At 38.2% G+C, this 14,131-nt stretch carries 9 protein-coding genes; all 9 read right to left on the reverse strand.

Annotated elements, in window-relative coordinates; all coding sequences use genetic code 11:
- Nucleotides 1–3 precede the first annotated feature (3 nt).
- A complete protein-coding gene (locus BHF70_RS06025; protein ID WP_075759415.1) occupies nt 4–1,863 on the reverse strand; it encodes a polysaccharide biosynthesis protein in 1,860 nt (619 codons plus the stop codon).
- A gap of 218 nt (nt 1,864–2,081) precedes the next feature.
- On the reverse strand, nt 2,082–3,515 hold the full coding sequence (purB, locus tag BHF70_RS06030; protein ID WP_075759416.1) for an adenylosuccinate lyase: 1,434 nt from the start codon (nt 3,513–3,515) through the stop codon (nt 2,082–2,084).
- Between the two features lie 9 nt (nt 3,516–3,524).
- Nucleotides 3,525–4,952 (reverse strand): amidophosphoribosyltransferase, encoded by a 1,428-nt coding sequence (gene purF, locus BHF70_RS06035; RefSeq protein ID WP_075759417.1) that lies wholly within the window; start codon nt 4,950–4,952, stop codon nt 3,525–3,527.
- A gap of 20 nt (nt 4,953–4,972) precedes the next feature.
- Nucleotides 4,973–5,677 carry a phosphoribosylaminoimidazolesuccinocarboxamide synthase gene (purC, locus tag BHF70_RS06040; RefSeq protein ID WP_075759418.1) on the reverse strand — a complete coding sequence of 235 codons (705 nt, stop codon included), beginning with the start codon at nt 5,675–5,677 and terminating at the stop codon, nt 4,973–4,975.
- A gap of 124 nt (nt 5,678–5,801) precedes the next feature.
- The gene (locus BHF70_RS06045; RefSeq protein WP_075759419.1) at nt 5,802–7,004 is read right to left on the reverse strand and encodes a glycoside hydrolase family 3 protein; all 1,203 of its coding nucleotides are present in this window, start codon (nt 7,002–7,004) and stop codon (nt 5,802–5,804) included.
- Nucleotides 7,005–7,362: 358 nt separating this feature from the next.
- Nucleotides 7,363–9,474 (reverse strand): sensor histidine kinase, encoded by a 2,112-nt coding sequence (locus BHF70_RS06050; RefSeq protein ID WP_242946324.1) that lies wholly within the window; start codon nt 9,472–9,474, stop codon nt 7,363–7,365.
- Entirely contained in the window at nt 9,446–10,153 is a 708-nt protein-coding gene (locus tag BHF70_RS06055; protein WP_075759420.1) for a response regulator transcription factor, read from the reverse strand. The genes BHF70_RS06050 and BHF70_RS06055 overlap by 29 nt, the downstream gene beginning before the upstream one ends.
- 218 nt (nt 10,154–10,371) lie before the next feature.
- A complete protein-coding gene (locus tag BHF70_RS06060; protein ID WP_075759421.1) occupies nt 10,372–11,484 on the reverse strand; it encodes a YibE/F family protein in 1,113 nt (370 codons plus the stop codon).
- A gap of 1 nt (nt 11,485) precedes the next feature.
- Nucleotides 11,486–13,882, reverse strand: a complete 2,397-nt coding sequence (locus BHF70_RS06065; protein WP_075759422.1) for a purple acid phosphatase family protein — start codon at nt 13,880–13,882, stop codon at nt 11,486–11,488.
- Nucleotides 13,883–14,131 lie beyond the last annotated feature (249 nt).

The following is a 14,131-nucleotide window of genomic DNA, read 5'->3' on the forward strand; positions in this document are numbered from 1 at the left end:
TTTTTACTCTTCCTTAATCGTATATTCCGGTACGATTTTTTTCACAATCCGACGTATTTCTTTACTTTCTGAAAATGCTGCTTTTTCCAGTTCTTTTAAACTCTCCCAGAATTCTTCCTCTTTGATCGGGATTGGCTGTCCAATAAAGATCCTTTCATTTTCTGTTTCTTTCTTATTATCTTCATCAATCAGCAGTTCTTCATAAAGTTTTTCTCCTGGCCTGAGTCCTGTAAATACAATCTTGATATCTTCATCTGGTGTTAAACCTGACAATCGGATCATATTTTCTGCCAGATCCAGGATCTTCACAGGCTCTCCCATATCCAGAATAAAGATTTCACCGCCTTTTGCGTAGGCTCCTGCCTCCAGAACCAGGCTTACTGCCTCCGGTATTGTCATAAAATAGCGGATAATATCAGGATGAGTTACCGTTACCGGTCCTCCTGCTGCTATCTGTTTTCGAAACAATGGTACTACGCTTCCGTTACTTCCCAGTACATTTCCAAAACGTACTGCTACATATTCCGTATCGGATTTCTGATTAAACGTCTGGATGATCATTTCACAGATACGTTTGGAGGCTCCCATGATATTGGTCGGTCGCACCGCTTTATCTGTGGAAATCAAAACCATACATTTTACCCCAAAATCATTTGCCTGAGTTGCAACGTTTAAAGTACCAAATACATTATTCTTTATGGCATCACATGGACTGCTTTCCATAAGTGGTACATGTTTATGAGCCGCCGCATGAAATACCAGTTCCGGTCTGTATTTGTCAAAGATATTCCTGATTCTCTTTCGATTCTGCACGGATACGATCAGTACGATCATATCCAGTTCCGGATATTTGCGTTTTAACTCCATCTGAAGTTCGTATGCATTATTTTCATAATTGTCAATAACGATCAGCTGTTTCGGATGATATCCAGCAATCTGCCGACATAATTCACTTCCTATGGACCCCCCACCTCCGGTTACCATAACCTTGCGTCCTTCCACATAGGACATAATGGATGGGAGATTTGTTTTAACTGCTTCCCTTCCCAGAAGATCTTCAATCTGCACTTCACGAAGCATGGATACTTTCACTTCCGAATTGATCAGCTGATATAAGCCCGGAAGAGTACTCATCTTACAGCCGGTACTTTTACAGATATTTAAAATACTTTTCCTGTCTTTTGCCTTAAGCGTTGGAATTGCCAGAATGATTTCTTCGATACCAAACTGGATAACATATCTTGGTATTCTCTGTCTTCCGCCAACTACCGGTACTCCATTTAAGTATGTCCCCCATTTTTTTGGATCATCGTCTATGATACAGACGATATCCTTCTCAACAAGACTGCTGTTCTTAATTTCATTTAAGATCATACTTCCTGCTTCCCCTGCACCGATCAGCATCACAGGGATCTGTGGCTTATTCGGTTTTTGAAGAGGAACCCTTCTTCCTCCACGGAGTACACGAATCAAAATTCTTGGAATGGCTGCAAACAGACCCAGCCATCCAAGATAAAGAATTGCATAACTTCTTGGAATCGGAAGATTCAGCATATGCATTCCCACAAACTGAAATAATGTACTGATTCCCACTGCCTTAACCACATTGAGAAAGTCCATCACACTGGCAAAACGCCAGAGTGTGGCATACAAATGATACGCTGCAAATATGATGATCGTACAGAAAGTATTGATCCATGCAAACCGAAAAAGTGTATCTAAAAACATGGGATCGACCTGTGATGGCACAAATTCAAACCTTGTGAGTATAGCCATAGCAGAAGCTCCCTGTATCAATATAATATCCAGCACAAACAAAAGAATGGCTGCTCGTTTTCTAGCAAATAACTCCTTCATCTTCATCTTTCTTTTCTCTTTTCTCTTTTCATCCCTTATATCATATATTTTTTATTAAAATAACTATATTATTATAACACGAAATGAGCAACTTTCACATATCCCTTTATAAAAATAATTATTTTCCTTTTAATTTTGCCTTTTCCCATATAACTGAAAAAAACTTTCCAGTCAAACATTTTTTTGATGTTTTTCCAGAAAGCTTTTTTCTATTTTTTAAGTTTTTATACGTTAATTTCTGCTGTCATTCCCAGCACTTCTTTATTTGCATCCAGTATTGGCTGTACCACTTCATTGACAAATTCTTCTGTCTGCTGTGGTGCACGTCCTACGAAGTTCTTTGGTTCCATGATTGCTTCTAACTGCTCTCTTGTCATACCAAAGGCTGGATCTGCTGCGATTCTGTCTAACAGATCGTTTGGTTTTCCTTCTTCTTTGACAACTTTTCCTGCTGCCATAGAGTGTACACGGATTTTTTCATGCAGTTCCTGACGGTCTCCACCGGCTTTTACCGCATCCATCATGATATTTTCTGTTGCCATAAATGGCAGCTCGCTCATCAGGCGGCTTTCAATAACTTTTGGATATACAACCAGTCCGTCTACTACATTTAAGTATAGATCAAGGATACCATCAATTGCAAGGAATCCCTCCGGTACAGACAGACGTTTGTTTGCTGAATCATCCAGAGTTCTTTCAAACCACTGTGTTGATGCTACCAGTGCCGGATTCATGGCATCTGACATTACGTAGTTTGCCAGAGATGCAATTCTTTCACTTCTCATCGGATTTCTCTTATAAGCCATGGCAGATGAACCGATCTGGTTCTTTTCAAATGGTTCTTCTACTTCTTTCAGATGCTGAAGCAGACGGATGTCATTTGAGAATTTATGTGCAGACTGTGCAATCTGGCTTAATACATTGATTACACGGGAATCAATTTTTCTGGAATAAGTCTGTCCGGAAACCGGCTGACATTTTGTGAATCCCATTTTTTCAGCGATCATTCCATCAATCTTCTTGATCGTTTCGTGATCTCCTTCAAACAGCTCTAAAAAGCTTGCCTGTGTTCCTGTAGTTCCTTTAGAACCAAGGAGACGCATGTTTTCAATTACATGATCAAGGTCTTCCAGGTCATATACCAGATCCATCAGCCACAGGGATGCTCTCTTACCAACAGTTGTTGGCTGTGCAGGCTGAAAATGTGTGAATCCAAGGGTTGGAAGGTCTTTGTATTTTAATGCAAATTTGGATAACTCATTGATTACGTTAAGAAGCTTGGTACGAACCAGTTTCAGTGCTTCTGTCATGATAATAATGTCTGTGTTATCTCCAACATAGCAGGAAGTCGCTCCTAAATGGATGATTCCCTTTGCCTTTGGACACTGCTGTCCATATGCGTACACATGTGACATAACGTCATGGCGAACCAGTTTTTCACGTTCTTTAGCCACTTCATAGTTAATATCTTCTGCATGTGCTTTTAATTCATCGATCTGTTCCTGTGTAATGTCCAGACCTAATTCTTTTTCAACTTCTGCCAGTGCAATCCACAGTTTTCTCCATGTCTTAAACTTCTTATCAGGGGAGAAAATATACTGCATTTCTTTACTTGCGTAACGTTCTGATAATGGACTTTGATATCTATCGTTGCTCATAAAAACTCCTTATCTTTCAAAATTTCCACGAATATCTCTTGTTGGTGGTTCCATTGGATATTTTCCTGTAAAGCATCCTTTACAGATAGGAAGTCCTTTTACCATTTCTGATAAACGTTCTTCTCTTAAATATCCTAAACTGTCCGCTCCAATGATTTGACAAATTTCATTGACGGAACGGTTATATGCAATCAGCTGTTCTCTTTCCGGAATATCAGTTCCGAAATAACATGGCCATAAAAATGGCGGAGAACTGATTCGTACATGGACTTCCTTAGCTCCTGCATCTCTTAACATAGATACGATACGGTCGCTGGTTGTTCCTCGTACGATAGAATCATCAATCATAATGACTCTTTTCCCTTTCACTGCTTCTGCCAGTACATTTAATTTAATCTGTACGCTGGATTCCCGGCTGCTCTGTCCCGGTTTAATGAAAGTACGTCCTACGTAAGAATTCTTAACGAAGGCTGTTCCATATGGAATTCCGGATTCCAGGGAATAACCCAGTGCTGCTGCATTTCCTGATTCCGGTACACCTACTACCACATCTGCCTCAACCGGTGAATCCTGTGCCAGGTATCTTCCTGCCATAATTCTGGAATGATAAACACTGACACCGTCAATTTCGCTATCTGGTCTTGCAAAATAAATATATTCAAAAACACATCTTGCAGACTTTTCCTGTGGAAGGCACATATCACAGTTGGATACGATTCCTTCTTTTGTTATGGATACAATCTCTCCCGGCAATACATCACGGACAAATTCTGCTCCGATGGTATCCAGGGCACAGGATTCTGATGCCAGAATATATGCATTATCACGTTTTCCAATACAAAGAGGCTTGAATCCGAAAGGATCTCTTGCCCCAATCAGTTTTCTTGGAGACATAACGATTAAAGAATATGCTCCTTTAATCTTCTTCATGGCATTTGCAACCGCATCTTCAACATTTTTTGTTTTGACACGTTCTCTTGCTATGTGATATGCAATTACTTCAGAATCAATGGTTGTCTGGAAAATAGCTCCTGTCTGCTCCAGTTCTTCTCTTAATTCCAAAGCATTGATCAGGTTTCCGTTATGCGCCAGCCCCAATGTTCCTTTGATATAATTCAATACCAGCGGCTGTGCATTCTCACGGGTACTTTCTCCTGCTGTAGAATATCTGACATGTCCTACACCAATATCACCCTTTAATGTTTCCAGCTTTTCTTTGGTAAATACTTCATTACATAGCCCCATACCCTTCTTGGTACAGATATTTCCTTTCGGTCCATTGGTATCTGCTACAGTAATTCCACAGCTTTCCTGTCCTCTGTGCTGTAATGCAAATAATCCATAATAAATCGTCGAAGCTACATCATTTCCATCGAAGTCATAAATTCCAAATACTCCGCATTCCTCTCCAAGCTTATCAAAATTTTCTCTGCTCATCTTACTAATATCAGCCTTTCTTATAAACCAAGTCTTCTGTACACTTCTTCATATGCTGCCTCAACATTCCCCATGTCTCTGCGGAAACGGTCTTTATCTAACTTTTCATTTGTTTCTGCATCCCATAAACGGCATGTATCCGGGGAAATCTCATCAGCAAGGATAATTTCACCTTTATAGCGTCCAAATTCAATCTTAAAGTCAACCAGTCTGATTCCTGCTTTTGCAAATTCTTCCTTTAATACTTCATTAACTTTAAATGCATATCTTGTAATGGCATCAATTTCTTCTTTTGTAGCTTTTCCTAAAGCTATAGCATAATAAGAATTGATAAATGGATCTCCGAGCTCATCATCTTTGTAGCTGAATTCCAATGTAGGCTGCAACAGCTCAAAGCCTTCTTCGATTCCTAATTTCTTAGAAAAGCTTCCTGCTGCGATGTTACGTACAATAACTTCTAATGGCACGATTTCCACTTTTTTAACAACTGTTTCACGATCGCTTAATTCCTGTATATAATGTGTTGGAACGCCTTTCCTTTCCAGAATCTTAAATATATAGTTTGTCATACGGTTGTTTACAACCCCTTTTCCCAGGATTGTACCTTTTTTCTCACCATTAAAGGCTGTTGCATCATCTTTATAGTCAACAAGCAGCAGATCCGGATCATCTGTCTGGAAAACCTTTTTAGCCTTTCCTTCATAAAGTAAGTCTCGTTTTTCCATGGTCAAACTCCTTTTTTGTGTAAAAAGTATGCAAAATTCAAATTTGTTCATTTTTGATACTAACACAGATAATAAAAAACTGCAAGGCAGTTTCTTCTATAATAAAACTGTCCTGCAGCTATCTTTATGAATTACTTTTTAGCAAATCTGTATCTGGAGGTATCTCTCCTCGCTTTAATTTGGTATAGATAATCCTTTCCACTGAATCATCAATCTGTGATTCTTTTATGGTTCCGTTACGAAGTGCTATCTTTACTGCTTTGTATGCTTTCTTCAGATTTTCCGGCATGACCACAATATCATTTCCTGCCTGAATGGCTTTCACTGCCGCTTCTCCTGCAGAATAATTATCTGTAATAGATTTCATATTCATAGCATCTGTTATGATCATTCCGTCATACTCCAGCTCTTTTCGTAATATATCCGTAACCACACGTTTACTTAAACTGGATGGTTCTTCTTCATCTGTCACATTGGCAAGCATCAGATGTGAAACCATGATCGCATCTGTCTTTGCTTTGATTCCCGCCTGAAATGGAAGGAAATCTGTCTTCCTTAACTCCTGGATACTCTGCTCGGTTTTGATACTTCCTGTATGGGTATCCCCATTTGTATCCCCGCTTCCCGGAAAATGTTTCAGCGTTGCAGAAATCTGCTGCTTTTGCATACTTTTTACTAAAGTGGAAATAATATCTGCCACCTTACCTGCATCACTTCCGAAACTCCGGTCACCAATCTCAATATTATCGGCATTAGTCAGTACGTCTGCCACAGGAGCAAAATTCATATTAAATCCAAGTGCTTTAAGTTCCTTGCTCTGGTTTTTTCCCATATCTTCAATCTGCTGATCATCATAAGTCTCGCCTATTTTTCTGGCAGATGGATAATGTGTCACGTTCATTTTGTCATTAGAGGCTACACGAGATACCTCTCCACCTTCTTCATCTACTGCAACAAACAAAGGAACATAAGATGCATCTTGTAAATCTGAAATCAACTGTCTGGTCTGTTTGGCTGTCTTCATATTCTTTGAGAATAGAACCACTCCCCCAACGGGATACTTTTTCAAAGTTTCCTTCATCTCACTGGTAATCTTGGTCTGATTCTTACTGTCTGCCTGATCCAGAGAATACAATGAAACCATAAAAAGCTGTCCTATCTTATTCTTTAAAGACATCTCATCTGTAATATCTTCTGCCATACCTTCTAATGTTGCCTCATCCAGATCCTCGGTTTTTAATTTTGTTTCTTTTTTTCCATCTATATTACACCCTGCAAAAAAAAGCATAATAAATGCCAGGGTAAAACTCAACAGTCGCTTCTTCATCTTTTGAAATTCCTTTCATATCTGCAGATTCAATATGAAACTTCATATTTTAACAAGCATTTATTTTTATAAAATTATAGCATTTTCCCGCAATAGTGTCTATGACTCTTCTGTGAACATCGTAAAAAAAGAAGCCCTCATTTTAGAGAGCTCCCCCTGAGAATGCCTAAAACATACTTATCTTTATGTTAAAGCAACCATGTATCATAAGCTTCCATTCAAGATAATATCGGGCCAGTATATTTCAGACACCAGCTTATTATATACTTTTTCATTTATTTTTTCTATTATTTTTAAAAATAAATACAATTTTTTACCAATTTCCACACCTTTCATATCATATAAATTATTTACTATATTAAACAATATTTTCATTTGTAATTTTTTGGAATTTCACTGTTACTTTAAACTGGTCTCCTTCAATTTTTACGGCAAATTCTCCTCCACAGTTTTTAGTAAAACTATCAGCAATTGACAGCCCCAGTCCGTTTCCTTCACTGGATCTTGACTTTTCTGCTCTTGCAAATCGTTCCATGATTTCTTCTTCTGTAAAGTTCATTTCATAGGAAGCAGTATTGATTACTTCCAGTTGGATATGGTCTGCATCTTCTGTTATATTCACAAATATCCTGGTTCCCTTCAAAGAGTACTTTAATGCATTTTCCAGAACATTTTGCACTACACGGTACATTCTGTTTACATCTCCAAGGAACTGTGTATTTTCTGTCTCGCATCGGAATCGTATGCCAAATCCGGCCTCTTTGATCTGGTCTTCCATATCTCCCAGAGTCTGCTCTATCAGTCTCCTCATATCCATGACTTCCAGATTAATTTTTATATCTCCACTGGTAGACTTGGCCAATTCGAATAAATCTGCAATGATATTTTTCAAACGCTCTGTCTTTTTTGTGAGAATCTGTACATAATCTCTGGCTTCCGGAGAAAGGGTTTCGTCTCTGCTTAACAGATCCACATATCCAATGATAGAAGTCAAAGGAGTTTTCAGATCATGAGAAACATTAGTGATTAAATCAATCTTCATTCTCTCCCCTTTAAGCTGAGCTTCCAGGGCTTTTTCCATTCCACTTCCTATATTGGTAAGTTTCTGACTATAATCATAATATGCAGATTCTTTTGCAATATCTGTCACCGCAGATAATTCCCCGTTGGAAATTTTTTCGATCTGCTCTACCAGTTTGCATAAATCTCTTTGTTCCTCTGCATAGCGGTCAGAATATTTTGTCAGATACCGAATAGCAAAAACTCCAAGAACAGCCAGACCAAAGCCAACAAAGCCCAATGCACTTATAGAACAGATCAGTAATATTACCGCTGCAATCAGGATCCTTCTGGCAATCTGGAATTGCCTGATTCGATCTTTTGCGTGTTGTTCAGCAAAAGACATTGCTTCATATTCCAGTTTTTGTCGCTCTTTGGAATTTCGATACCATTTTCTGAAATATCCGACACATAAAGTTGAGTCTAAGAAGTTATGCTCTTTTAAACGCCAAACTGTTGTCTGGACGCAAATAGCAAACAATCCAATCAGCACTGGCATCACCATATAAGAAGACATCATTGCAACTTCTACAGAAGAACCAGCAGTATTTCCATTGACATACTGTCTGCTCACTTCCGCTATCATCATAGGAATCGAAATGATACATCCGATTCCGCAAATAGCTATCATTGCAATCACTTCCCACCAGATTCGGTCCAGCGCTTTGAAAAATCTGGTTCGATTCTTCTGTAATGCAAAAAGAATGATCAACAGGATCGTTCCTAAAACTTCAATCCCTACTATTATCATCGCTTCTTTTATACATCTTTTAACCATCTGTTGATCCTGTTTGTACTCCGTTTTCAGAGTGTTCATAAAATCTGTTGAAAACTCCAGTCTTATGTTCAAAGATTCCAGTCTCTGCTTCTTCTGGTCATCAATAAAGAAATCCGGTGGCAATGTATTAAGAAGAGAATATTGAGAAGTCTCCTTATAAAATTCACTGGCATCCAAACCCTCAGGATTTACGGCATAACGTTCAATTTGTCCATTTTTTCTTAAATTATAAGATGGATTTCGTTGAAGCTTATAATCAATAACTTTATTAACTGCAGATTTATCTGATTCTAAATCACCATAAGTAGTTGTTGATTTTTTTGATTTTTTCCCATAAGGCTGAATTACAAGATCCGCTTTTAACTTATATCCGGAAGGGATCTTTATATCGTCTGTATGGTAATATGCCTCCTTGTCAATAATCCCCTGATCCTTTGCCCAGTCAATAATCACTTTTTCCATAACATCAGCCATCACATCTGACTCTTCAAAGGATGCATCATATGATACAGAATCCATTACATTTGCAAACCTGTTACTTACATTGACTCCTTCAATGGCAGCTGCTGACATAACAATAATAACAATTGTAATGCAAAGCGTATTAATCCATTTTTTCCATTTTGTATCCAATTCCCCACACCACCTTCAAATATCTTGGATTTTTTGTATCAATTTCTATTTTCTCCCGGATACGTCGGATATGGACCATGACCGTGTTTTCTGTGGCATAAGCTTCTTCGTTCCAGACCCGTTCATATATTTCATCTGCTGAAAATACCCTGCCCAGATTTCTCATAAGTAAATGAAGAATTTTATATTCTGTTGCAGTCACTTTTACCGGTTCCCCATCCACCAGTATTCTTTTTCCTTCCGTATCCAGAATCAATCCTCCATTCACAATCTGATTTTTGTTTTCACCCGCTGATCTCATACTTCCCAGCTGCAAATATCTTCTTAACTGAGACTTTACTCTGGCTACAAGCTCATCCGGGCGAAATGGCTTGCTGACATAATCATCTGCTCCCATGGATAACCCCAGTATCTTGTCGCTTTCTTCTGTCTTGGCAGATAAAATAATAATCGGTATATTTTTACTTTCGCGTATTTTCATAGTTGCAGACAATCCATCCATCTTTGGCATCATCACATCGATAATCAAAAGGTGAATATCCTGTTCCATAAGCAAATCCATTGCTTCCAAGCCATCATAAGCCGTCAGCACAAAGAAGCCTTCCATCTCCAAACGTTTTTTAATTGCCCCTACAATTTCTCTGTCATCATCTACGACCAGAATCCTCGGTTGATCCATAATATCCTCCCTATCCTTTGATATCCTTAGCTTATCAATAAATTCTGTAAAAAATCTCAATGGAAAAATAACAAGTTTCTTACAATTATAGCAGATTTAACTTTATGAAAGAAGAATAACACACAATCTCCATCACGCTTTCTTGCCTTCGAGCAATCCAGATGTGATTGGATCTTGTGTGTTATTTGTATAAACTCACCTATAAATTTTTTCTCTTTCTATTTTGAATTGCGTCCCAGCATCCATGCACTAATGAGAGACGTAAACGGTACTGCAAGAATAACTCCTAAACTGGAGGATAGTCCTTGCATGATTTCAATTCCCACGGAATACATGTTGATAATCTGCTGGTACTCATAGTTATATGCATAGATAAAAACCAGAGTGTTGATTGAACCACCGGTAAATGCGAGTATCAGTGTATTGGTCATGGTTCCCATCATATCACGCCCAACGTTCATGCCAGATGTAAACAAGTCTCTGGATGACATTTCCGGATTATTTTCTTTCAGTTCATTAACCGTAGATGCTACTGACATCCCAACATCCATCACAGCTCCCAATGCTGCAATCAAAATACCGGCAAACAGTAATTCCCCAATTTTAATCTTGGTCATTTCTCCCACATAGACCAGATTTTCAATATCAGATACATTATATCCACTAATGGAAGCCACCTTTCCAAAAATCCATGCAAAGATTCCAGCAAAGACAACACCGATAATGGTTCCTGCCATTGCCGATATGGATTTTTTAGTAATTCCATCAATCATACACATTGTAACAATTGTTGAAAATGCTATGACCAGCACTGCCGCAAAAATTGGTGACACTCCCTGATAAATCATTGGAAGGAAAATGAAAATGATACATAGAAACGTAAAAACCAGGCTTAGTATGGATGAAATTCCCTTTTTTCCTCCCACAAACAAAACAATTGCTATAAATATCCCTACCATTAGCCAAATCATCGGACCACGATTGATACTATAAACAGAAGCTACCAACTCTCCCTGAGATTCACTGACAATAGTGATGACCTTCATGCCTTTCTTACAGTTAGCTCCAAATAAATAACTGGAGGAACTGATTGCCTGCACCTTTTTTCCTTTATACTGTCCTGACAACAGCTTTAATTCTACTGTCTGTTTGCCTGAACCACTTTTTGCAACATTGTCTGAAATAACACGAACAACTTCTGCCTTTTCAAAGACCCTGCCTTCTGTTTCCAGCAGCTTTACTTTCTCGATTCCTCGAAAAGAAAAAAACAACAGAAGAAAGAGGATGCCTGCAATTGCCAGACACCCTCCCTTGATCTTATTTCTGCTCATATTACTTGACGTTTACCTTTATCGTCTTGCTATAGGCACCGTAAATTGTTTTTCCTGCAACCTTTTTGTATGCACGAACTTTTACATAATAAGTTTTCTTTGACTTCAGGGAAGTTAATGTATATTTTGTTTTTGTAGTAGCTTTTGTTTTTGCACTTTTAAATTTGCTGTTTGTTGCAAATTTAATCTGATATCCGGATACTTTTCCAGCTGCTGTTTTGATCGTAACCTTTGCTTGCTTGCTGGATGAACTTTTTACAGATGCAGTTACTTTCTTTGGTGCAATATAGAAGTATACAGTTTTTGTTCCAGTATAATCACCTTTTGCAGTAATTTTTGCATATGCTTTTCCTGTATTAGTATTATTTCCATATACAACTGTATAGTCTTTATCTTTCTTTAAATATTTTCCACGAACCTTTACTGTCAAAGATGGAGTCTGTTTCTTTCCTGTATAAACACGTGTCTTAAGTCCTGCTACATATGCGTTACCGATGCTTAACTTTTTCACCAATGCTGTTTTTGCATCATTCAATGCTTTTAAAGCATTTTCAATCTCAGTATCTGCTGCATATTTATCTGCTGCAACCTTTTTTGCACCTTGTAAAGCCTGCTCAAATGCTTTATAGCTGGCTGTTGTATAAGTATTCTTTGCCTTCTGAACATCTTCTGCACTTTTAATTGAAGAGTTAAGAGATGCTTTATCCCCTTTATTTTTCAAAATAGAAAATGTGTCATCAATCTTTTCATCTGTATCTGTACGATATGTATCAATGGTAAGTCTGTTACCTGTCACATTTACAATAGAATATGTTGGAACATCTTCCTGCCATCTGTTTGCAATATAAGTCTGTTTTCTAGGAACCAGATCATAATATTTACTTCCTGAAGAAGAACTTGCTGTCATATAAAGAATTCCTTCCGGATTCATGACTGTCTTTCCTGCCTGTTTTACCGCCTCTACTGCACTATCATCCATAATACTCTTTAAATATGCCAGATATTTCTGTTCTGCAGGATCTGTTGTATCATCTTTGATATTTCCAGGAGCTACAAATAATGTCTGATCCCCTGAATAATCCAGATCTTTATCCAGCTGTTCATCGAATTCATCATCTGTATACGCTTTTGCTGTTTCAGACTGCTTTCCGCCTAACATCATTTTACTACGTGAGTAAGCATGGTCATGTCCGGTTAAAACAACATCTACGTCATTTTCTTCAAAATATGGAGTCAACGCGTATCTTAAATTTGTAATCTCTGGTTCATTGGAGTGTTCTGCTGAACCATAAATATCCTGATGAAGAGTTACAATTCTCCATTTGCAGTCTTTGTTTTCTGCAACTGCTTTTTCAATAAACTGTTTATGTTCTGCCACATTTGTATCCTGAGTATTCAGCATCATAAAGAGAGCATTTCCATATGTAAAATAATAGTCTCCTCCAACGATTCCGTTACTTCCCAGTTCACTGCTATTCGGTGTATTGAAATGATAAGTATAGTTTGCATTATCTGCATCATGGTTTCCAACTGAAGTTGCAACCGGAAGTGATTTTAAGATATCCGGGCTTAAATATCCGGCATATTCTATTTCACTGTTTGCTGCATTTTTATTTGGCGCTTTTTTCTTTGTTGTTTGAATCTGATCTCCGGCAGATACAACAAAACTTGCCCTATTTCCTGTCTTTTCTACTGCTGCATTTAAAGTTGCAGACCAGTTGAATGCATCACTGCGCACTGCATCAGACTGTGCATTATAAAATTCTGCTGAATCTGTTCCTTTCAGCTCATTTGAAGAACCAATCTGAGGATCTCCTACAAAAACAAAATTGAAGTTATTGGTAGATTTTGTTGTATAGGCTTCTGGATCTGTATATCCATTTCCATTATCATAACTATAATAATATGTAGTATTTTCCTTTAATCCGGAAACTTCTACCTTATTAGAATTGTAGGTTTTTCCCTCTGCATCTTTTTCATTTTCAACAGGTGTCTGCTTTGCCTCATACACCTTGGCATTTCTCATATTTCTGCCTTCACCGATAATCAGCTTTGGAACCTTGGTCTCGGCTGCCCTTGGTGCAACTTTTGCAACCTGGGCTGCTACCTGCTGGTTACTGCTGTCATCATCTGTCTGCTTCGGTGTATACCACGCAAAGTTTAACTCTGATGCTGTGCTTCCTGGTGTCAGAGAAATCTGTGTCCAGTCATTCTTCACACTGTTCCAATTACTCTTCCACTGATTCCATTGTGTCTCCAGCCCCATGGTCTGTGCCAGATCACTTCCATTGGTTTTCCCATCCGGTGCTGCTCCCGCAAAAACAGAGCTCATGTTACCTGCTGCCAAAGTTAATGACAGAGCACCCACCATCATTTGTTTTCTCCATTTACTGGTCATAATGCTTTTTTCTCCTCTTCATTTTTATAACGTCAGTTTCATAACCTTTAAACTGTCATGGTATTTATTTTATAAAAGAATTGGTAAAACTAACTACCCAGAAATTGTAAAACATTTGTAAAATAATAAATGCAGAAATAACACACAGTCTCCATCACGCTTCCCTCCCTTCCGGTCAGTCCAGATGTGATTGGATCTTGTGTGTTATTCTTTAACCTATGTGAAACTACCTCTAGTGGAATATTCAAT

This window comes from Anaerostipes sp. 494a (assembly GCF_001940315.1).
Taxonomy (GTDB): domain Bacteria; phylum Bacillota; class Clostridia; order Lachnospirales; family Lachnospiraceae; genus Anaerostipes; species Anaerostipes faecalis.

Excerpts from the sequence above, each read along its gene's own strand:
- BHF70_RS06025 (WP_075759415.1), bottom strand. The coding sequence starts at position 1,863 with ATGAAGATGAAGGAGTTATTTGCTAGAAAACGAGCAGCCATTCTTTTG.
- purB (WP_075759416.1), bottom strand. The coding sequence starts at position 3,515 with ATGAGCAACGATAGATATCAAAGTCCATTATCAGAACGTTACGCAAGT.
- purF (WP_075759417.1), bottom strand. The coding sequence starts at position 4,952 with ATGAGCAGAGAAAATTTTGATAAGCTTGGAGAGGAATGCGGAGTATTT.
- purC (WP_075759418.1), bottom strand. The coding sequence starts at position 5,677 with ATGGAAAAACGAGACTTACTTTATGAAGGAAAGGCTAAAAAGGTTTTC.
- BHF70_RS06045 (WP_075759419.1), bottom strand. The coding sequence starts at position 7,004 with ATGAAGAAGCGACTGTTGAGTTTTACCCTGGCATTTATTATGCTTTTT.
- BHF70_RS06055 (WP_075759420.1), bottom strand. The coding sequence starts at position 10,153 with ATGGATCAACCGAGGATTCTGGTCGTAGATGATGACAGAGAAATTGTA.
- BHF70_RS06060 (WP_075759421.1), bottom strand. The coding sequence starts at position 11,484 with ATGAGCAGAAATAAGATCAAGGGAGGGTGTCTGGCAATTGCAGGCATC.
- BHF70_RS06065 (WP_075759422.1), bottom strand. The coding sequence starts at position 13,882 with ATGACCAGTAAATGGAGAAAACAAATGATGGTGGGTGCTCTGTCATTA.